Origin of the sequence: Actinacidiphila glaucinigra (genome assembly GCF_035918135.1) — a bacterium.
Classification (GTDB): domain Bacteria; phylum Actinomycetota; class Actinomycetes; order Streptomycetales; family Streptomycetaceae; genus Actinacidiphila; species Actinacidiphila glaucinigra.
In genome coordinates this window covers 7296490-7315889 of the sequence record NZ_CP109144.1, presented here as the reverse complement: position 1 = coordinate 7315889, position 19400 = coordinate 7296490, and the positions used below count along the sequence as shown (strand labels likewise).

24 protein-coding genes are annotated in these 19400 nt (G+C 74.8%); 9 read left to right on the top strand and 15 right to left on the bottom strand.

Annotated elements, in window-relative coordinates:
• Together OIE69_RS33015 and OIE69_RS33010 are read right to left on the bottom strand one after the other, a co-directional pair.
• Entirely contained in the window at positions 1–1104 is a 1104-nt protein-coding gene (locus OIE69_RS33015; protein WP_326577936.1) for an NAD(P)H-dependent flavin oxidoreductase, read from the bottom strand.
• Between the two features lie 532 nt (positions 1105–1636).
• The gene (locus tag OIE69_RS33010; RefSeq protein ID WP_326577934.1) at positions 1637–2554 is read right to left on the bottom strand and encodes an SDR family oxidoreductase; all 918 of its coding nucleotides are present in this window, start codon (positions 2552–2554) and stop codon (positions 1637–1639) included.
• 181 nt (positions 2555–2735) lie between these two features.
• Here OIE69_RS33010 and OIE69_RS33005 point away from each other — a divergent pair, with 181 nt between their 5' ends.
• Positions 2736–3632: a LysR family transcriptional regulator gene (locus OIE69_RS33005; RefSeq protein ID WP_326577932.1), complete on the top strand. Its 897-nt coding sequence runs from the start codon at positions 2736–2738 to the stop codon at positions 3630–3632.
• Positions 3633–3638: 6 nt separating this feature from the next.
• On the opposite strand, the gene OIE69_RS33000 is transcribed toward OIE69_RS33005, so the two are convergent.
• From OIE69_RS33000 to OIE69_RS32975, 6 genes are all read right to left on the bottom strand, one after another.
• Positions 3639–5669: a serine/threonine-protein kinase gene (locus tag OIE69_RS33000; RefSeq protein WP_326577930.1), complete on the bottom strand. Its 2031-nt coding sequence runs from the start codon at positions 5667–5669 to the stop codon at positions 3639–3641.
• A 77-nt stretch (positions 5670–5746) separates the two neighbouring features.
• Positions 5747–6613, bottom strand: a complete 867-nt coding sequence (locus tag OIE69_RS32995; RefSeq protein WP_326577928.1) for an oxygenase MpaB family protein — start codon at positions 6611–6613, stop codon at positions 5747–5749.
• Between the two features lie 140 nt (positions 6614–6753).
• The gene (locus OIE69_RS32990; protein WP_326577926.1) at positions 6754–7209 is read right to left on the bottom strand and encodes an SPW repeat domain-containing protein; all 456 of its coding nucleotides are present in this window, start codon (positions 7207–7209) and stop codon (positions 6754–6756) included.
• A gap of 175 nt (positions 7210–7384) precedes the next feature.
• On the bottom strand, positions 7385–7759 hold the full coding sequence (gene crcB / locus OIE69_RS32985; RefSeq protein ID WP_326577924.1) for a fluoride efflux transporter CrcB: 375 nt from the start codon (positions 7757–7759) through the stop codon (positions 7385–7387).
• The gene (locus OIE69_RS32980; protein ID WP_326577922.1) at positions 7756–8103 is read right to left on the bottom strand and encodes a DUF190 domain-containing protein; all 348 of its coding nucleotides are present in this window, start codon (positions 8101–8103) and stop codon (positions 7756–7758) included. Before OIE69_RS32980 ends, crcB begins: the two co-directional genes overlap by 4 nt.
• Complete coding sequence (locus OIE69_RS32975; RefSeq protein ID WP_326577920.1) at positions 8100–8561, bottom strand: fluoride efflux transporter FluC; 462 nt, start codon at positions 8559–8561, stop codon at positions 8100–8102. The genes OIE69_RS32980 and OIE69_RS32975 overlap by 4 nt, the downstream gene beginning before the upstream one ends.
• Before the next feature lie 286 nt (positions 8562–8847).
• On the opposite strand from OIE69_RS32975, the gene OIE69_RS32970 reads away from it, so the two are divergent.
• Positions 8848–9342: a nucleotidyltransferase domain-containing protein gene (locus tag OIE69_RS32970; protein WP_392567598.1), complete on the top strand. Its 495-nt coding sequence runs from the start codon at positions 8848–8850 to the stop codon at positions 9340–9342.
• Positions 9343–9707: 365 nt separating this feature from the next.
• Here OIE69_RS32970 and OIE69_RS32965 read toward each other — a convergent pair whose 3' ends face one another.
• The 4 genes from OIE69_RS32965 to OIE69_RS32950 all read right to left on the bottom strand — a co-directional run bounded on the left by OIE69_RS32965 (position 9708) and on the right by OIE69_RS32950 (position 13226).
• A complete protein-coding gene (locus OIE69_RS32965; protein ID WP_326577919.1) occupies positions 9708–10886 on the bottom strand; it encodes an acyl-CoA dehydrogenase family protein in 1179 nt (392 codons plus the stop codon).
• Between the two features lie 89 nt (positions 10887–10975).
• Positions 10976–11839 carry a 5-oxoprolinase subunit C family protein gene (locus OIE69_RS32960; protein WP_326577918.1) on the bottom strand — a complete coding sequence of 288 codons (864 nt, stop codon included), beginning with the start codon at positions 11837–11839 and terminating at the stop codon, positions 10976–10978.
• Complete coding sequence (locus OIE69_RS32955; RefSeq protein ID WP_326577917.1) at positions 11836–12465, bottom strand: 5-oxoprolinase subunit B family protein; 630 nt, start codon at positions 12463–12465, stop codon at positions 11836–11838. Before OIE69_RS32955 ends, OIE69_RS32960 begins: the two co-directional genes overlap by 4 nt.
• On the bottom strand, positions 12462–13226 hold the full coding sequence (locus OIE69_RS32950) for a LamB/YcsF family protein (protein ID WP_326577915.1): 765 nt from the start codon (positions 13224–13226) through the stop codon (positions 12462–12464). The genes OIE69_RS32955 and OIE69_RS32950 overlap by 4 nt, the downstream gene beginning before the upstream one ends.
• Positions 13227–13443: 217 nt before the next feature.
• Here OIE69_RS32950 and OIE69_RS32945 point away from each other — a divergent pair, with 217 nt between their 5' ends.
• The 4 genes from OIE69_RS32945 to dhaM all read left to right on the top strand — a co-directional run bounded on the left by OIE69_RS32945 (position 13444) and on the right by dhaM (position 16358).
• Positions 13444–14154 (top strand): GntR family transcriptional regulator, encoded by a 711-nt coding sequence (locus OIE69_RS32945; protein ID WP_326577913.1) that lies wholly within the window; start codon positions 13444–13446, stop codon positions 14152–14154.
• A gap of 120 nt (positions 14155–14274) precedes the next feature.
• Positions 14275–15267 (top strand): dihydroxyacetone kinase subunit DhaK, encoded by a 993-nt coding sequence (gene dhaK, locus OIE69_RS32940; protein ID WP_326577911.1) that lies wholly within the window; start codon positions 14275–14277, stop codon positions 15265–15267.
• A gap of 24 nt (positions 15268–15291) precedes the next feature.
• Positions 15292–15963, top strand: a complete 672-nt coding sequence (gene dhaL / locus OIE69_RS32935) for a dihydroxyacetone kinase subunit DhaL (RefSeq protein WP_326577909.1) — start codon at positions 15292–15294, stop codon at positions 15961–15963.
• Positions 15960–16358, top strand: a complete 399-nt coding sequence (dhaM, locus tag OIE69_RS32930) for a dihydroxyacetone kinase phosphoryl donor subunit DhaM (RefSeq protein WP_326577907.1) — start codon at positions 15960–15962, stop codon at positions 16356–16358. Before dhaL ends, dhaM begins: the two co-directional genes overlap by 4 nt.
• Before the next feature lie 22 nt (positions 16359–16380).
• Here dhaM and OIE69_RS32925 read toward each other — a convergent pair whose 3' ends face one another.
• Positions 16381–16638, bottom strand: coding sequence for a type B 50S ribosomal protein L31 (locus OIE69_RS32925; RefSeq protein WP_089226784.1), 258 nt, complete (start codon positions 16636–16638; stop codon positions 16381–16383).
• Positions 16639–16688: 50 nt separating this feature from the next.
• Complete coding sequence (rpmG, locus tag OIE69_RS32920; protein ID WP_018561168.1) at positions 16689–16853, bottom strand: 50S ribosomal protein L33; 165 nt, start codon at positions 16851–16853, stop codon at positions 16689–16691.
• A gap of 153 nt (positions 16854–17006) precedes the next feature.
• On the opposite strand from rpmG, the gene OIE69_RS32915 reads away from it, so the two are divergent.
• From OIE69_RS32915 to OIE69_RS32905, 3 genes are all read left to right on the top strand, one after another.
• The gene (locus OIE69_RS32915) at positions 17007–18101 is read left to right on the top strand and encodes a PP2C family protein-serine/threonine phosphatase (protein ID WP_326577906.1); all 1095 of its coding nucleotides are present in this window, start codon (positions 17007–17009) and stop codon (positions 18099–18101) included.
• 93 nt (positions 18102–18194) lie between these two features.
• Positions 18195–18431, top strand: a complete 237-nt coding sequence (locus tag OIE69_RS32910) for a hypothetical protein (protein WP_326581584.1) — start codon at positions 18195–18197, stop codon at positions 18429–18431.
• The gene (locus OIE69_RS32905) at positions 18343–18843 is read left to right on the top strand and encodes an FAD-binding protein (protein WP_326577905.1); all 501 of its coding nucleotides are present in this window, start codon (positions 18343–18345) and stop codon (positions 18841–18843) included. The genes OIE69_RS32910 and OIE69_RS32905 overlap by 89 nt, the downstream gene beginning before the upstream one ends.
• Positions 18844–18856: 13 nt before the next feature.
• On the opposite strand, the gene OIE69_RS32900 is transcribed toward OIE69_RS32905, so the two are convergent.
• Positions 18857–19399 (bottom strand): PadR family transcriptional regulator, encoded by a 543-nt coding sequence (locus OIE69_RS32900; protein ID WP_326577904.1) that lies wholly within the window; start codon positions 19397–19399, stop codon positions 18857–18859.
• Position 19400 lies beyond the last annotated feature (1 nt).

Below are 19400 nucleotides of genomic sequence, written 5' to 3'. Positions count from 1 at the left end.
TCAGGTGCGTCCGGCGATGCGGTTCATGCGGGTCAGGGCCCGCTCGAAGCCGCGGGTGAGGTCGTCGAAGACCGCCTGGGCGGTGCGGACTTCACGCATCTGGCCGACGATCTGGCCGACCGGGGTGCCGAGCAGCGGCTCCACCTCGTACTTCTGGATCCGGGTGATCGCGTCGGCGACCAGCAGGCCCTGCAGCGGCATCGGCAGCGTTCCGGGGCCGTCCGGGGCCTCCCAGGCGTCGGTCCACTCGGTGCGCAGCTGGCGGGCCGGTTTGCCGGTCAGGGCGCGTGAGCGCACGGTGTCGCCGGAGCCGGCCGCGAGGAGCTTGCGGACCAGGGCGGAGGAGGGGAGTTCGGCCTCCGTCGTGGTCAGCCACACCGAGCCGAGCCACACGCCCTGGGCGCCCAGCGCCAGCCCGGCGGCGACCTGTTCACCGGTGCCGATACCCCCGGCGGCCAGCACGGGCAGCGGGTCGACGGCACGGACGACCTCGGGCACGAGCACCATGCCGCCGATCTCGCCGGTGTGCCCGCCGGCCTCGTAGCCCTGTGCCACGACGATGTCGATGCCCGCCTCCTGGTGGTGGCGCGCGTGCCGGGCGCTGCCGGCGAGGGCGGCGACGGGGACGCCCAGCTCGTGGGCACGCTGTACGACGTCCGCGGGCGGGGAGCCCAGCGCGTTGGCGACCAGGCCGATCGGGAAGTCGAAGGCGACGTCGAGCTGGGAGCGGGCGACCTGCTCCATCCACCCCGTGATGCGCCAGCCCGTGGGGTCGCCCGGCTCCAGTTCGGGCACGCCGTACTTGGCCAGCACGTCCCGGACGTAGTGCCGGTGCCCTTCGGGGATCATCGCCTCGACGTCCGCCTCGGTGACGCCCTCGACCTTCTTGGCGGGCATGACGACGTCCAGCCCGTAGGGCCGGCCGTCCGTGTGCGCCTCCATCCACTCCAGGCTCCGGGCCAGCTCGTCGGGCGCGGTGTAGCGCACCGCGCCGAGGACGCCCATGCCCCCGGCCCGGCTGATCGCGGCCGCGACGGCGGGGAACGGCGTGAAGCCGAAGATGGCGTGCTCGATGCCCAGCCTCTTGCTCAGCTCCGTCTCCATGGGGGCAGGATGCCCGAGCGGACCGGCCGGGGGAAGAGATTTTCTGATGCAGCGTCAGATTTTGGCCACGCGGGTCCCGGACGACCACATGGCCGGGCCCCGCGAGCTCCCCGCGATGCGGCCCGCGCGGAACGAGGGGGCCCTGCTGCCCGGCGGGTGCGGCGTCCGGCCCGAAGTACCCGGCGTCCAGGGCGCGTTCCCGCCGTGTCCCGCTGCCCGCGGCGGGCGCCGCCCGCTCACGGGGCGGTGCGGCGGGCAGGAACCACTCGGGGCGGATCAAGGAGCCGAAGTACCCGGGAGGGGGCCCCTCTTGCCCTTCCCGGGTGTGCGGCTCGTCGAGGGTCACCGCGAAGGCGAGGTCCCCGCTGATCTCGACGAGCGCGCTCGGGGAGTGCGCCGGGGCGACCGCTGCCGCCGGGTTGCGGGAGGCGCCCGGCGACGGCGGTCGGCAGCCGCGGATCGCCCTGCCCGTACCGGAACCACGTCACCGGCCGGGCGCGCACCCCCGCGTCGGACTCCCCCCCGTCGCGGGTCAGGCGTCGGACCGCCCGAAGTAGTGGCCCGCCGCCAGGTCCGGGAGCAGGGCGGGGTGCTCCGGGCGCCATCCCAGGAGTTCCCTGGTGCGCGTGCTCGACGTCGGGTTGTCGAGCGTCACGAAGCCGGACAGGAAACCGAAGTGCTCCTGTGCCGCCTCGCGCGGCACGCTCTTCACCGGGACGTCCAGGCCGCGGCCGATCGCCTCGGCGATCTCCCGGAAGGGGACGCCCTCGTCGGCGGCCCCGTGCAGTCGCGAGCCCGCCGGTGCCGCCTCCAGCGCCAGCCGGAACAGGCGCGCAGCGTCCAGGGTGTGGACGGCGGGCCAGCGGGTGGCGCCGTCCTCCACGTACGCCGAGGCGCCCTTGTCGCGCGCGAAGCCGATCAGCTGCGGGACGAACCCGTGCCGGTCGCCGGGGCCGTGCACGGACGGGGCGAGCCGGACGACCGACGAGCGGACCCCACGCGCGGCGAGCGCGACCGCCGCGTTCTCCGCCTCGGCGCGCGGCACCGGGGGCGAGGCGGGGGCTATCGCGTCGTCCTCCGTCCCGAGGCGTCCCGGTGCGGCGAACGCGAGCATCAGCGTGCCGGACGTGATCACGAAGGGCCGGCCGGTGCCCTCGAGCGCCTCCCCCATCGCCTCGACGGCCCGCAGGTCGGTGGCGAGCGCACCCGCGTAGTCGGAGAAGTCGTGGCCGAAGGCCAGGTGGATGACGCCGTCGGCCGCCGCTACGCCGCGACGCAGGCCGTCGGGGTCCTCCAGGCTGCCGCGGTGGACCCCGGCGCCCGCGGCCTCCAGGGCGGCGGCGGAACGGTCCGAGCGGGCGAGGCCGACGACCTCGTGCCCGGCCCCGCGGAGTTCGGCGACGACGGCGGTCCCGATGTGACCGGTGGCGCCGGTGACGAATACACGCATGCTGCGATCCTTCGATGAAGTGGTGTGGTGCCACCCCTCGCGCGATGCCGGCGGCGCGGTGCGGGGCGGCTTCCATCGTGCGGGCCGGGAGCTCCCGCGGTCCAAGGCCCGTTCTGCACGGCGCAATGCGTTCCGGGCATCACCACAGGTGGAAGGGGTTGTGGCTGGTTACACTGGGGCCATGTCCGAGTCCTCCTCCGCGCCGCCGGACCTCGACCTGCGGCTCGTGCGCTACTTCACGGCCGTCGCCGAGCACCGGCACTTCGGCCGCGCCTCCGAGGCGCTGCACGTCACGCAGCCGTCCCTGAGCCGGCAGATCCGGCGCCTGGAGCAGCAGCTCGGCGCGCGCCTGCTGGACCGCACCCCGCGGGGCACCGTCCTCACCGAGGCCGGGGAGGTCTTCCTGCCCCGGGCCAGGGCGTTGCTGCGCTCGGCCGCGAGCGCGGCGGCCGAGACCCGTGCCGCCGCCCGGCCCAGCCGGATCACCGTGGGCTACACCTCGGGCCTCATCGTCACCCCCGCGGTGCGGGAGCTGCGCCACCGGCATCCGGACGCCGACGTGCGCACCCAGCACGTGCCCTGGAACGAGGCGGGCGCGGCGCTGCTGGACCACCGGGTGGACGCGCTGGTGACCCGGCTGCCGTTCCCCACCGGCGGGCTGGACGTGACGGTGCTGTACGACGAACCCCGGGTGCTGGTGGTGCCGCTGGACCACCGCCTGGCGGGCGAGGAGTCCGTCACCCTGGACGACATCGCCGGCGAGCCCCTGCCCCGGGTGCGGGAGTCCGACCCGTCGTGGAGCGCGTTCTGGCGCATCGATCCCCGGCCGGACGGCAGCCCGGCACCGGACGGTCCCCTCATCGACGCCGTCGAGGACAAGTTCGAGGTGGTCGCCGCCGGGCAGGCCGTGACCATCTCGGCGGGCGTCCGCGGCGGCCTGCGTCCCGACCTCACCGCGATCCCCCTCGAGGGCGTCGAGCCCAGCCACGTCGTGCTGGCGACCCGCGCCGGCGACGGCAACCGGCTCGTGGCGGCGTTCCGCAAGGCGGCCCGGGCACGGCTCACCGGCCGCCCCTGAAGCGGGTCAGTCGCGCAGGCCCAGCCGCTCACGGCACAGGGCCCGGTCCTGCCCGCTGGCGACCGTGTCCGGGTGGTCCGCGCCGAGGACGCGCTCACGCGCCTCCCCCACGGCCTCGTGGAGGGCCAGGGCCTCGCGCCAGTCGCCGAGCCAGCCGAGGGCGACGGCGATCTCGCGGCGGCTGACGAGCGTGTCCGGGTGGTCCGCGCCGAGGACGCGGGTGCGGACCGCCGTGACGTCGCGGGCCTCGGCGAGGGCGTCCCGCCAGCGGCCGAGGCGCCCGAGGTTGACCCCGAGGCCGTGCCGGGCGCGGAGGGTGTCGGGGTGGGCCGGCCCCGAGACGCGGGTGCGGAGGGCGACGAGGTCGGTGTAGAGCTCGTGGGCCTCGGCCCCGAGGCCCATCCGCCCCAGGCAGATGCCCAGTTCATGGCGGGTGGCGAGGGTCTCCGGGTGGTCGGCGCCCAGCAGTCCGGCCCGGATCGCGGCGACGTGGGCGTAGGTGGCACGGGCCTCCGGCCAGCGGCCGAGCAGCCCGAGCAGATGGCCGGCCTCGCAGCGGGTGGTGAGCGTGTCGGGATGGGAGGGGCCCAGGACGCGGGTGCGGGAGTCCGCGACCTGGGCTGCCGAGGCGTACGCCTCCTGCGTACGGCCGAGCCGCCCGAGCGTGACGGCGAGGTTGTGCCGGCAGTGCAGGGTGTCGGGGTGGTCGGTGCCCTGCCGCAGTTCCCGGGCGGCGAGCACCGCGGCGTACCCCTGCCGGGCCTCCTCGTGACGGCCGAGGCGCCCGAGCACGTAGGCGGCCTCCTGGCGGGCGGCGAGCGTGCCGGGGTGATCGGGGCCCAGCGCCTGCGCACGGGCCGCCGCCACGTCCTCGTACATGCGCAGCGCCTCGGCGTGGCGGCCGCCGCGGCTGAGGCACAGGGCGAGTTCGTAGCGGCTGGTCAGAGTGTCGGGATGGGTGGCTCCGAGCAGCCGCTCGCGCTCCTCGGCGACGGCGCGGTGCGTCCGCTCGGCCTCGGGCCAGCGGCCCAGCCGGGCGAGTCCGACGGCCGCGGTGTGCCGGCTCGCCAGGGCCCCGGTGCCGTGCGCGCTGGGCGCCCCCGACTGCAGTTCCAGACGGCGCGCCCAGGACGGCAGCCCGGACCCGGGGCGGGTACCGCCGTGCCCGCCGTCCCGGAGCGTCTTGAGCCGGCCCGCCACGTCCGCCGCGCTCTGCGGGCGGTCCTCCGGGCTCTTGGCGAGCAGGTCGAGGACGAGCTGCTCCAGTTCGCCCGGCAGGTCGGGCCGGTGTTCGCGCGGCGGCCGGGGCGGGGTGTCGCGGTGGCCGACCAGGACGGCCCAGGTGTCGTCGAGGTCGAAGGGCGGCGCTCCGGTGGCGATCTCGTAGAGCACGCAGCCCAGCGAGTAGAGGTCGCTGCGGTGGTCGATGCCGTCCTCGCCGCCGATCTGCTCCGGCGACATGTAGTGGGGGCTGCCCATGGCGACCCCGGTGCCGGTCAGCCGCGAGGTGAAGCCGATGTCGTGACCGAGGCGGGCGATGCCGAAGTCGCAGATCTTGACGTCCCCGTCGGCGAGCCGCATGACGTTCGCCGGCTTCAGGTCGCGGTGCACGATGCCCCGGGCGTGGGTGTACGCGAGGGCCGCCGCGATCTGCGCGGCGATGTCGGTGACGTCGGGCAGGGGCAGCGGGCGGCCCTCGTTGTCACCGAGCAGCTGCTTCAGGTTGCGGCCGTCGAGCAGTTCCATGACGAGGAAGAGCACGCCCTCGCTCTCGCCGAAGTCGTGGACGACGGTGACGCCGCGGTGCTGGAGCGCCGCCGCGACCCGTGCCTCCCTGCGGAACCGCTCCCGCAGCACCCGGTGCACGGACGGGTCGAGCGAAGGGCTCGTCGGCTTGAGGCACTTGACCGCGACCTCCCGGCCGAGCGACTCGTCCAGCGCCTTCCACACCTCGCCCATGCCGCCGCGCCCGATCCGCTCCCGCAGCCGGTAGCGTTCGCGCAGCAGTGTTCCCCCGTCGTACTGAGCTGCCGTCATGGTGTACGCCGCCCCCGGTCGTCCGCCTCTCCCCGCACCCAGTATGGACGCGGGGGGGCGCGCTTGGGGACCCGCCGCTACCCCGGGGAACGCGCCTGTTCGCGCAGTCGGTGGGCGGACGGGTGGGTGCCGGGGCCGAGACGTCCGACCGCCTTGAGGATGTGCCCGGGCGGCAGCTGCCAGCGCACGTAGGAGGGGATCGTGCGCAGCAGCAGCCCGGTACCGCGCAGCCGCCGCCCGGTGACGGGGACGGCCGGGGCGGGCCGCCCGTACAGCTCGTGGGCGAAGGGCGGCAGCGCGGCGTAGGCCAGTGCGGTGGCGCGGCCCCACACGGCGAGCCGCAGGGGCAGCAGCGCCCGGGGCACGGGCGGCCCCTGGAGGAAGGCGAAGACCTCCAGGGCCTCGGGGGTGGCGGCCAGCTCGGGCCGTACCTTCTCGAAGTACGCGGCGAGCGACTCGGTGTCGTCGGGGACCTCGGCCGGGTCCAGGCCCACCAGCCGTGCCGCCTCGCGCTGTTCGGCGACGTAGGCGTCGGCCTGCGCGTCGGTGAGGGGGAAGCCGGAGCGCCGCGCCACCTCCAGGTAGGAGTCGATCTCCGCGCAGTGCACCCACAGCAGCAGTGCGGGATCGTCGACGGGGAAGCGCTCACCGGTGTCCGGATCGGTCGCGGACAGCCTGCGGTGGATGCCGCGCACCTTGGCGCCGGCCCGCTCGGCCTGCAGCGTGGTGCCGTAGGTGATCGTGCCGACGAAGTCCGCGGTGCGCAGCAGCCGGCCCCACGCGTCCTGCCGGAAGTCCGAGTTCTGCGTGACGCCGCGCACCGCGCGCGGGTGCAGCGCCTGCAGGTACAGCGCCCGTACACCGGCGATCCACATCATGGGGTCGCCGTGCATCTGCCAGGTGACCGAGGCGGGCCCGAAGAGCCCGGGGTCGGCGTCGCGCATCGCAGCCTCCTGTCGCCGTGCGACCACGGCCGGCCCCACCCGTGACCGGGACGGCGACGCGCGGCCTGGTGCCCGCAGCGCCGAGCATAGGGCCGCGCGGGGCGCCGGGTCTGCCCCGCGCGGCCTCCCGCGGAGGCGCGTCAGCGGGCGGGTGCGGCGTCGGCCGGCGGGCGGGGGCGCCGTCGCTCGATCAGCGCCAGGCTCACGGCGCCGAGGACCATCAGGACCGCACCCGTCACGATCTGGTTGAGGGGCGCGAGACCGGCTCCCGGGTCGCCGAAGTAGCCGAAGACGAACGGCGAGACGACCAGGCAGGCACCGCACACGATGGTGATGACGTCGCTGCCGGGCCCGCGGGTCCGGGCGACGCGCGCGATCGCGTTGAGCAGGATGATGGTCGCGAAGACGAGGTCGACGTTGCGTACGTTGTTGCCGACGTGCGTGTCGGGGTACGCCAGCGCCCAGCCGCCGGCGAACAGCCACCCGCCGATCAGCAGCAGGGGCGCCGTGAACAGCGAGTCGCGGATGTCGGCCGGTGGGGTCTGGGCGTGGCCCGCCGTCTGGATCCGGGTGCCGGGACGCTGGGTCAGGGACATGGAGTCCTCCCGCGGTGGGAGCCGCGTCGCCCGGGCGCGGCGCACTCCTCGCGGCGCCTGTCGGCGGGGAGCACACCCGCGTCCGCTCCGGGCGACAGGCCGGAGTGTGGACCTCTTCATTTTAGGTGGGTTGGGCGGAACGTCCTGTTCGGGCGGCCTCCGGTACCGGGTCCGCTCAGGCCCAGATCGCCTGGGCCAGCGCGGCACCGGTGAACGCCGCGCCGATGCCGGCGACCACGCTCGCGACGACGTTGGCGACGGCGAAGACCCGCGCCCCGGTCTCGGCCAGCCGCAGGGTCTCGTACGAGAAGGTCGAGTAGGTGGTGAGCGCCCCGCAGAATCCCGTGCCGACCAGGAGCTGGACCGAGTGGGAGGCCGCGCCGTAGGTGACCGCGCCGGCGAGCAGCCCCAGGACGAGGCAGCCGACCACGTTGACGGTGAAGGTGCCCCACGGGAACACGGTGTCGTGCCGGGCCTGGACGGCACGGTCGGTGAGGTACCGCAGCGGCGCTCCGACCACGGCCCCGGCGATGACGAGCATCCAGTTCACCCGTGGTTCCCCCGTCCGACGTAGCGGATGACCTCGACCTCGTCGAGGGTGACCAGCCCTTCGGTGACCAGTTCGTCGAGTTGCGGCAGGAACGCGCGGACGCGCTCCTCGTGGTCGACGATGACGACGGCCACCGGAAGGTTGTCGCTCAGCGAGAGCAGCCGGCTGGTGTGGATCAGCGAGGAGGCGCCGAAGCCCTCGACCCCGTGGAAGACGCTGGCCCCGGCCAGGCCGGCGTCGTGGGCGCGGCGGGTGATCTCGGAGCACAGCGGCTTGTGGTGCCAGGTGTCGTTGTCGCCGATCAGGATCGTCAGCCGCAGCGCGGTGCCCTTCAGCCGTGTCATGTCTGCCTCCATCCGATGAGGCGGCGGGCCGTGTGCGCCGCGCCCCACACCGCCGCCAGGGCGATCAGCGGCGTCGCGGCGAGGTAGGCGAGCCCCGCCTCGGCGTGACCGCCCTCGACCAGGCCGTGGATGTCGACGGCGTACGTGGAGAAGGTGGTGAAGCCGCCGAGCACGCCGGTGCCGAAGAACGGGCGGACGAGCCGGTGCGCGGACCACATCTCGGTGATGAGGACCATGAACACGCCGATCACGGCGCAGCCGAGCGCGTTGACGCCGAGGGTGGTCCACGGGAAGGCGCCCGGCGCGGTGGGCCACAGCAGGCCCGCGCCGTAGCGCGCGCACGCCCCCAGGGCGCCGCCGACCGCGACCACGCCGACGGCGGGCGCCTGCTCCCGTATCCGCGCGGATCGCGGCAGGGGCGGCGGAGGCTCGGCGTCGGGCGGTGCGGGCTCGGTCATCGGGGGGAGGGGGGCCGGCGAGGTCATGCGTCTCCTACTCGTGCGGCGCCCTGCGCAGGGCGCGTTCCGTCACAAGTAGGGACCGTTGGCGGCGTCCTCACCGCGGTTCGGGTACGGCGGGCCCCACCGCCGCGCGGCGGTCACGAGGGACCACCGCTGCTTTCACGATACTCCGGAGTTCCGGACCCTGTGATCCGGCCCTGTGATCCGGCCCCGTGATCCGGCCCCGTGATCCGGCCCCGGGTGACACCCTGGGGCTCCGACCCGGGCGAGGGGGGACGCGTCGATGATGACCGGACGGGACGTGGTGGAGATCCTGGGCCTGCTGCGGAGGGCCGGCGCCGAGGTCTGGGTCGGCGGGGGCTGGGGGATCGACGCCCTGCTGGGCAGGCAGACCCGGGACCACCGGGACCTGGACCTCATGCACCGCCACGAGCAGGAGGAGACCGTCGTCGCGGCGCTGGCCGCGGCGGGTTTCACCGAGTCGCTCGACGGGCGGCCGGTGCGCTTCGTCGTCACCGACGCCCGGGGCCGCGAGATCGACCTGCACCCCCTGTCCTTCGCGGCCGACGGGAGCGCCGAGCAGGCGTCGCCGGAGCCGGGGCGCCCCTTCGGCTACCCGGCCGCGTGCTTCGTCACCGGCGAGGTGGAGCGGACCGCCGTCCCCTGCCTTTCGGCCGAGCAGCAGGTCTACTTCCACCAGGGGTACGAGCCGGCCGACCGGGACCGCCACGACATGCGCCGGCTCCGCGAGGCCTTCGGGATCGCCACTCACTTCTGATCAGCCGTCGAGGGGCGTCAGGAGGATCCAGACGTACCCGAAGGGGTCGCGGAGCATCGGCTGCCGCGCGCCGTGGGGCATGTCGGCCGGGGCCGTCAGCAGTTCGGCGCCGGCGGCCACGGCACCGGCCGGCCGGCCGGCCGGCCGGTCAGCGCGTCAGGACTCCGTCGCTCCGAACGCGGCCGTGTGGAACCTGATCGCCTCGGCGGCGCCGTCGGCCAACGCGTGCGCGATGACGGCGTACTTGTACTGCTCGGGGATCTCCATGCGCCGCACGCCAGGCCCGCCCGGACGCGCCGGGCATCGAACCGGGGTCCCGTCCTGCCTTACGCCGGTGGACGTAGGACCGGCTTCGGCCCGACCGCTCACCTGCGGACGCGCGGCATGCCCAGCCCGATCCAGGAGATGATCTCGCGCTGGATCTCGTTGTTGCCGCCGCCGAAGGTGAAGATGACGGCGCTTCGGTAGCCGCGTTCCAGCTCGCCGTGGAGGACGGCGCCCGCGGAGCCCTCCTTCATGGGGCCGACGGCGGCGGTGATCTCCATCAGCCAGGCGTACGCGTCACGACGGGCCTCGGAGCCGTATACCTTGACGGCCGAGGCGTCGTGCGGGGTGAGTGTGCCGCGGTGGAGTGCGTCGACCATCTGCCAGTTGAGCAGTTTCATGGCGTCCAGCCGCACGTGGACGCGGGCGAGGCGGCCGCGGACCCAGGCGAGGTCGATGACGCGGCGGCCGTCGGCCAGTTTGGTGTCGGCGGCCCAGCGGCGCACGTCGTGGAAGGCGCGGATCGCCATCGTGCCGTGGGCGGCGAGCGTGACGCGCTCGTGGTTGAGCTGGGTGGTGATCAGCCGCCAGCCCTGGTTCTCCTCTCCGACGCGGCGGTCGACGGGGACGCGGATGTCCTCGTAGTAGCTCGCGGTGGTGTCGTGGGAGGCGAGGGTGTTGATGATCGTGCAGGAGTAGCCGGGCGCGGTGGTCGGCACCAGGAGGATCGAGATGCCCTTGTGGGGCGGGGCGTCGGGGTCGGTGCGGACGGCGAGCCAGACCCAGTCGGCGGTGTCGCCGTTGGTGGTCCAGATCTTCTGGCCGTTGATGACGTAAGCGTCGCCGTCGCGTACGGCGCGGGTGCGCAGCGCGGCCAGGTCGGTGCCGGCGTCGGGCTCGGAGTAGCCGATGGCGAAGTCGATCTCCCCGGACAGGATGCGCGGCAGGAAGTACGCCTTCTGCTCCTCGGTGCCGAACTGCATGATCGTGGGGCCGACGGTGTTGAGCGCCATCAGCGGCAGCGGGACGCCGGCCTGGGCGGCCTCGTCGAAGAAGATGAACTGTTCCATCGGGGTCATGCCGCGGCCGCCGTACTCCTCGGGCCAGCCGACGCCGAGCCATCCGTCGCGGCCGAGCCGGCGGACGGTCTCACGGTAGAAGCGCTTGGCGGCGGTCCGGTCGAAGTGCCGGGCGTAGGCGTTGTCGGGCACCAGTCCGGCGAAGTACGACCTGAGTTCGGCGCGCAGCCGCAGCTGCTCCGGTGTGTGGTCCAGGTGCACGGCCCCTCCCGAGGTCCGGTCGCGTCCCTGAGCGACGACGGCGCCAGAGTAGAACGCGTTACAGAAATCTGGAAGAGCCGTGACCGGTCTCAGCGTTGGGGAACGAAACGCACGGGCAGCCCCGGGACGGCCTGCGCGGCCGCGGCCAGGCCTCGCTCGGGGACCACGCCGACGACCGGGTAGCCGCCGGTGGTGGGCGAATCGGCGAGGAAGACCACCGGCCTGCCGTCGGGCGGCACTTGGACGGCTCCCACGACCATGCCCTCGCTCGGCAGCTCCCGGTGGACGGCCCGCTCCAGCACGGGCCCCGTGGTGCGCAGCGCGATGCGGTTGCTGCGCTCCGACACGTGGAAGCGGCCGGCGGCGAGGGTGCGGACGGCGGCGGCGGTGAACCAGTCGTCGCGCGGCCCGAGCCGCAGCGGCAGCACCAGTTCCCGCGGCGGACCGGCGTGCGGGGCCAGGTCGGCGTGGACGGGGAGCGCAGGCCCCGCGCCCAGCGGCAGCACGTCGCCGTCCCTGAGCGGCGCGGGCCCCAGCCCGGACAGCAGGTCGGTGGAACGGCTGCCGAGCACCGCGGGCACGTCGACACCGCCGCCGACCGCCAGGTAGCTGCGCACACCCCGCGTGGCGGGCCCCACCTCGATCACGGCCCCGGCCGGCAGCCGCACGGCGGCGCCCCAGGGGGCGGGGCGGCCGTCGAGCAGGACCGGTGCCGGTGCCCCGGTGACCGCGACGACGGCCGGACGGACGACCCGAACGGCCACCCCGGTCAGCGTGGTCTCCAGGGTCGCGGCCCGGTCGGCGTTGCCCACCAGGCGGTTGGCCAGCCGGTGCGCCGGCCGGTCCAGGGCCCCGGAGCGGGCGACGCCGAGCGCGGCGTGACCGTACCGCCCGAGGTCCTGGACGGTGGTCAGCGCACCGGCCCTGACGATCCGCAGCTCGCCGCCGCTCACGCTCCCGCCCCCTCGGGCGCGGGAACGAAGCGCACACGGGTGCCGGGCGCGAGCAGCGCGGCCGGTTCCCGTGCCAGGTCCCACAGGCGGACGGAAGTGGTGCCGATCAGCTGCCAGCCGCCCGGTGAACTCCTCGGGTAGATGCCGGTGTAGGGGCCCGCGACGGCCACCGAGCCGGCGGGCACCGAGGTGCGGGGCTCCGCCCGGCGCGGCACGCCGTACCGCTCGCCGAGCCCGGTCATGTAGGCGAAGCCCGGGGCGAACCCGCAGAAGGCCACGCGGTGTTCGGCGCCGCTGTGCACCCCGGCCACCTCCTCCGGCCGCACGCCCCACCGCTCGGCCACCACCGCGAGGTCGGGCCCGTCGTAGCGGACCGGGATCTCCACGAGCGGCCCGCCGGCCGCCGCCCGGGCCGTGACGGACCAGCCGCGCAACTCGGCGCGGAGCGCGGCCGCGTCCGGCACCCCGGACAGCAGCACGGTCCGCTCGCCGGGGACGATCTCGCGCACCGGCCCGAGGCCGCCCTCGCCGCGGCGGCGCAGGAGTTCGGCGTGCCAGGACCGCGCCTCGCCGGGGGTGGCCAGGTCGATCAGGAGGGCGTCCTCCCCGACCGTGAGGACCCTCATGCGAACGCCTCCAGCCGCACGCCCGCGTCCTCGAGCGCGGCCCGCACCCGCAGGGCCGTGGCCACCGCGTCCGGGGAGTCGCCGTGCAGGCACAGCGACCGCGCCCGTACGGTCACCCGTTCACCGGTCAGAGCGGTGGTGACGCCGTCCCGGGCGAGGGCGACCGCCTGCCGGGAGACCTCGTGGGGATCGGCGATGAGCGCGCCCGAGGTGCCGCGCGGCACGAGCGTGCCGGCGGCGGTGTAGGCACGGTCGGCGAAGGCCTCCCCCACCACGTCCAGCCCGGCCCGCCGGGCCGCGCGCTCCATGGCCGAGCCGGGCAGGCAGAGCACCGGCAGGGCCGGATCGGCCCGCCGGGTGCCCGCGGCGACGGCGGCGGCCTGGCCGTCGTCGACGACGACCTTGTTGTAGAGGGCCCCGTGCGGTTTCACGTACGCCACCTGGGCCCCCGCGGCGCGGGCGAAGACCTCCAGCGCGCCGATCTGGTAGGTGATCTCGTCGGCCAGTTCGTCCGCGGGCACCTCCATCGCCCGCCGGCCGAACCCCGCGAGGTCCCGGTACGAGACCTGGGCGCCGATGCGCACGCCGCGCGCGGCCGCGGTGTCGCACACCCGGCGCATGATGCCGGGGTCGCCCGCGTGGAAGCCGCAGGCGACGTTGGCGCTGGTGACCACGGACAGCAGGGCGTCGTCGTCGGTGAGGACCCACCGTCCGTAGCCCTCCCCCAGGTCCGCGTTGAGGTCGATCACGAGGTCTGTCATCGGTACGGCGAACTCCTCGGGAAGGGCCGCGTCCGGTCGGGCGACGCGAGCTGCGGTGTCCGGCGGGCCGGGCGCGAACCATTCCCGGCGTCCGATCACCGTAGATTCTTGTTGAACAATCCGACAAGAGTCCCGTTGTCTTCTCCCCCGCTCTCGGATTGACTGGGCCCGCGCCGCGGGCCCGCGGCCGGCTACGGAGCGAGAGGGCGGGGGGACGATGGCGGCAGAGGTGGATCCCGCGGTCCTCGCCGGCGACCGCGCGCTGCTGGCGCGCTCCAGCACCGCCGACCGGGTCGCCGCGGTGCTGCGCACCAGGATCTCCGAGGGCCACCTGCCGCCGGGCGGCAAGCTCGCCGAGGACGTCGTCGCCGGGGCGCTCGGTGTCTCCCGCAACACCCTCCGCGAGGCGTTCCGGCTGCTGACGCACGAGAAACTGCTGGTCCACGAACTCAACCGCGGGGTCTTCGTCCGGGTGCTGACGGCCGGGGACGTCTGCGACATCTATCGGGTACGGCGCCTGGTCGAGTGCTCCGTGATCCGCGGCCTCGGGCCGGCGCCGTACGACCTGACCGGTGCCGCGAACGCCGTGGCGGAGGGCGGGCGGGCGGCCGCCGGGGAGCGGTGGGGAGAGCTGGGGACGGCCGACATCCACTTCCACCAGGCGCTGGTCGACCTGGCGGGCAGCGCCCGGCTGACCGGGCTCATGACGGGCGTGCTCGCCGAACTCCGCCTCGCCTTCCACGCGATGGACGACCCCCGGGCGTTCCACGAGCCCTACCTCGACGGCAACCGGGAGATCCTCTCCGCCCTGGAGGCGGCCGACCCGGCGAAGGCGGAGTCGCTGCTGGCGTCCTACCTCGACCAGGCCGAGGCGCAGCTCGTCCGCCGGTACGCGCTGCCCGCCGCGGACGGGGGCGGACCCCGGTAGACCCTGTGCACGGTGCACATGAGACTCATGCGTCATCGGGACTGCCCCTGGCCCTGCGGATTTGTAGGCTGATGTGACAGCGCAGCACCGCCAGACCCAGCCTTTGGACGGAGCCGTTCCATGAAGATGCTGATCAATGTCCCGGAAACCGTGGTGGCCGACGCCCTGCGGGGGTTCGCGGCAGCGCATCCGGAGCTGACCGTGGACGTGGAGAACCGGGTGATCGTGCGCCGGGACGCGCCGGTCGCGGGGAAGGTCGCGCTGCTCTCCGGGGGCGGGTCGGGGCACGAGCCACTGCACGGGGGGTTCGTGGGACGCGGGATGCTCGACGCGGCGTGCCCGGGCGAGGTGTTCACCTCCCCCGTGCCGGACCAGATGGTGCGGGCGGCCGCGGCGGTGGACAGCGGGGCCGGGGTGCTGTTCATCGTGAAGAACTACACCGGTGACGTGCTGAACTTCGACATGGCCGCCGAGCTGGCCGAGGACGAGGGGATCATGGTCGGCAAGGTCCTGGTCAACGACGACGTCGCCGTGACCGACAGCCTCTTCACGGCGGGGCGGCGCGGCACCGGCGCCACGCTCTTCGTGGAGAAGATCGCGGGCGCGCTGGCCGAGGAGGGGGCGCCCCTGGAGCGCGTCCAGGCCGTCGCGCGGCGCGTCAACGAGGTCTCGCGGAGCTTCGGCGTCGCGCTGACCGCGGTCAGCACACCGGCCAAGGGCGCGCCCACCTTCGACCTCCCGGCGGGGGAACTGGAGCTGGGCATCGGTATCCACGGCGAGCCGGGCCGGGAACGCCGGGCGATGATGACCTCGGGCGAGATCGCGGAGGTCGCCGTCGACGCCGTCCTGGACGACCGCCGCCCGGACGGTCCGGTGCTGCTCCTGGTGAACGGCATGGGCGGGACGCCACTGCTGGAGCTGTACGGGTTCAACGCCGAGGTGCACCGGGTACTCGGGGCGCGCGGCGTGACGGTGGCCCGCACACTGGTCGGCAACTACGTGACGTCGCTGGACATGGCGGGCGCGTCGGTGTCCCTGTGCCAGGTGGACGAGGAAATGCTGCGGCTGTGGGACGCGCCGGTGAGCACGCCGGCCCTGTGCTGGGGCGCCTGAGCGAGGTTGAGGAGAGCGGGAGAGATGAGCGAGGCATCGTCCACCGGAGCGGGCCAGGTGATCGACACGGCCTTCCTACGCCGCTGGTTCGTCGCCGCGGCCTCGGTGATCGAGCGCGAGGCGGACCGGCTGACGGAGCTGGACTCCCCCATCGGGGACGCCGACCACGGAGCGAACATGCGGCGCGGCTTCATCGCGGCGCGCACGGCGGTGGAGAAGGAGCCGCCGGACACCCCGGGCGGTGTGCTGGTGCTGGTCGGGCGGCAGCTGATCAGCACGGTCGGCGGGGCCTCGGGCCCGTTGTACGGGACGCTGCTGCGCAAGGCGGGCAAGGCCCTGGGCGATGCCCGGCAGGTGGCGCCGGAGCAGTTGGCGCAGGCGCTGCGCGAAGGGGTGGACGGCGTCGCACAGCTGGGCGGCGCGGCACAGGGCGACAAGACGATGCTCGACGCGCTGGCACCGGCCGTGGAGGCGCTGACCTTCGCCCTCGACAAGGGCGCCGGGCTCGCGGAGGCGCTGTCGGCGGCCGCGATCGCCGCCGACGAGGGTGCACTGGCCACCGTGCCCATGCAGGCCCGCAAGGGGAGGGCGAGCTACCTCGGGGAGCGCAGCATCGGGCACCAGGACCCCGGGGCGGCGTCCTCGGCGCTCCTGGTGGGCGCCCTGGCCGGCGCGGCCCGGGAGGGCACCGTATGACGGTCGGGCTGGTGCTGGTGTCGCACAGCGCCCAGGTCGCCGAGTCGGTCGCGCGGATGGCGACCGGCCTGAGCGGCGGCGGCACCGAAGTGCCGGTGGCCGCCGCCGGCGGCGCGCCGGACGGCGGACTCGGCACGGATGCCGGGAAGATCAGCGCCGCCGCGCACTCGGTGGACCAGGGTGACGGTGTCGCCGTCCTCGCCGACCTGGGCAGCGCGGTGCTGACGGTGAAGGCGCTGCTCGCCGAAGGGGACGAGCTGCCGCCCGGCACCCGGCTGATCGACGCGCCGTTCGTGGAGGGCGCGGTGGCCGCGGTGGTCACCGCGTCGACGGGTGCCGACCTCGACGCCGTGGCCGCGGCGGCTCAGGACGCGTACACGTACCGCAAGACCTGAGCGGCGCCGCGGCCCGCGGCGATCAGCCCCGGCGGGGGCCGGTGCCGTACCGGCGCTCGAAGCGCTCGACGCGGCCGGCGGTGTCCATGACGCGGGCGTTGCCGGTGTAGAACGGGTGGCTCGCGGAGGAGATCTCCACGTCGACCACCGGGTAGGTGTTCCCGTCCTCCCAGACGACGGTCTTCTCGGCGGTCATCGTGGAGCGGGTGAGGAAGGCGAGGTCCGCGCTGCGGTCACGGAAGACGACCGGACGGTAGGCGGGGTGGATCGTGTGCTGCACGGTGTGCTCCAGTCTGCGGCAGGGACGGGGGACGGCTGCGTTCGCCGGTGTCAGCGCTCCTCGCGGAACGGCACGTGGCGGCCGACGGCCGGGTCGTACTTGCTCAGGACCATCCGGTCCGGGTCGTTGCGCCGGTTCTTGCGGGTCACGTAGGCCGTGCCGGTGCCGGCGGTCGACCGGAGCGTGATCACCGGGCGCTGCTCACTGCGTGCCATGCGGGGGTCCTCTCCACGTCCACAATGGTTTTCATTTTCTTCGGACGTGCGTTTCAACACGGGGGCCGCCGCGTCCATTCCCGCCGCGGCCGGCCCGGTGCGGCGAAGATGGAGAAGGGGTGTCCCGCACCGGCGACAGGAGGACCGGCACCCATGGCCCGCGGCCCGCACACGCACACCGGGGCGCCCCCGCTCGCACTGTCCCGCGGGGCGCTCTGCTTCCTGGTGCTGGCCTACCTGCTGATCGCCGGCTGCGTGGTCCTGGACCTGACCAGCGGCCCGAGTACGACCCTCGCCCCCGTCCTGGCGGCACTCCCGGTGCTCGCCGGCGCGCACTCCCGCCGCGCCCGCGGTCCGCTGGCGGCGGGCGCGCTCGCGATCGGCCTGGTCTTCGCGCTCGCGGCGGCGAACCACGGGGTCCCGGCGCTGGTCCACGTGACCTCCGCGATCACCGTGCTCGCGGTGACCTTCACCAGCACCGGCGCCGTCGTGCTGATCACCGGGCGGGAGCGGGAGCTGGCCCGGGTGCGCGGGGTCGCCGAGGCGGCGCAGAGCGCCCTGCTGCGTCCGCCGCCGCCCCGGATCGGCCCGCTGCGCGTCGCGGTGCGCTATGTGGCGGCGGAGTCGCAGGCCCGCATCGGCGGGGACCTGTACGAGGTGGTGCCGACCGACCAGGGGGTGCGGGTGCTGCTCGGCGACGTACGCGGCAAGGGGCTGGCCGCCGTGGAGACCGCCGCCGACGTCCTCGGCGTCTTCCGGGACGCCGCCCGCTCGGAACCGGGCCTGGACGCGGTCGCGGCCCGGCTGGACAGTGCGCTCGCCCGCAGCGGCGGCGGCAGCGAGGACTTCGTCACCGCCGTCCTGCTGACCGTCCCGGAGGAGGGCGACGACGCCGTGCTCGTCAACTGCGGCCACCCCGCGCCCCTGCTGCGGCGTGACGGCACCGTGACCGAGCTGGCGCCCGAGGTCCCCGCGCCGCCGCTCGGGCTCCTCGCCCTCACCGGCGACCGCTACCGCCCGCAGACGGTCCGCTTCCACCGCGGCGACCTGCTGCTCTTCTGCACCGACGGCGTGGTCGAGGCCCGCGACCGGCGGGGCCGCTTCTACCCGCTCGCCGAACGGGTGCGGGAGATGCCCGAGCAGGACCCGGACGACCTGCTCGACCGGGTCCTGGCCGATCTGCGGTCCTGGAGCGGCGGCGGCCTCGGCGACGACGCGGCACTGCTGGCGCTGCGCCGTACACGGTGACGGACGCGGTGCCGGACGCGCGCGTCTTGACTTCCTCGGGCACCGGCCGCACATTTCTGACGCCACGTCAGATTTCATCGCCGGAGGCCCGCCATGACCGTGTCCGCCTTGGCCGACGACCGTACGGAGCAGCCCTCCCGCCGCCAGGTGCTGCGCGGCGCGGCGGCGGGCGGCGGCGCGGGGCTGCTGTTCGCAGCCGGGCTCACCGCGGCGGCACCCGCGCGGGCCGAGGGCGGCCTCGGTGCCGCGTGCGAGGCACGCGGCGGACACGGCTGCCCTTCCCCGACGACTGGTACGCCTCCGGCGCCGTCCGCAAGGCCTGGACCCTGAACGCGCTCGCCGGGCAGATCGGGGTGCCGCCGGCGGCGCTGCGCGCCACCGTCGGACGCTTCAACGGGCAGGCGCTCACCGGCCGGGACACCGACTTCCACCGGGGGGACAGCGCGTACGACCACTACTACACCGACCCCGCGGTGCTGCCCAACTCCTGCCTGGCCCCGCTGTGGCTGCCGCCCTCCACGCCTTCAAGATCGTCCCCGGGGACCTCGGCACCAAGGGCGGCATGCGCACCGACGCCCGCGCCCGGGTGCTGCGCCCCGACGGGACGGCCATCAAGGGCCTGTACGCCGCGGGCAACGCGAGCGCGGCCGTGATGGGCCACAGCTACGCCGGGGCGGGCTCGACCATCGGCCCCGCGATGACCTTCGGCTACGTCGCCGCCAACGACATCGCCGACCACTGACCCCGGCGGCCGATCAGAGCCGCCCCATCTCCTCGACCTCGGCGACCGCCTCGCCGAGCCACTGCGCCCAGAAGGTCTCCAGCTCGATGCCCGCACGCAGCACCAGGTGCCGCAGCCGGTCCTCGTCGGCGCCGCGCCCCGGCGGGAAGTCACGCCGCTCGATCTCGGCGTACTGCGCCAACTGCCGCTCGTGCAGTTCAAGATGGCGGCGCAGCTCGGCCGCGAGCCCGTCGGTCCCGACGACCGCCGCCGCGCGCAGGCGCAGCAGCAGCGGGTCGCGGATCGGCTTGGGGTCCTCGGTGGCGGCCACCCAGGCGGTGAGTTCGGCGCGGCCCGCGGGCAGCACCTCGTACTCCTTGCGCTGGCCGCGGGCGGGCTGGGCCGCGGGCAGGGCCCGGATCAGGCCCGCGTCCTCCAGCCGGCCCAGCTCGCGGTAGATCTGCTGGTGGGTCGCGGACCAGAAGTAGCGGATGGAACGGTCGAAGTGGCGTGCCAGCTCCAGCCCCGACGACGGCTTCTCCAGCAGGGCGGTGAGAATGGCGTGCGGCAGCGACATG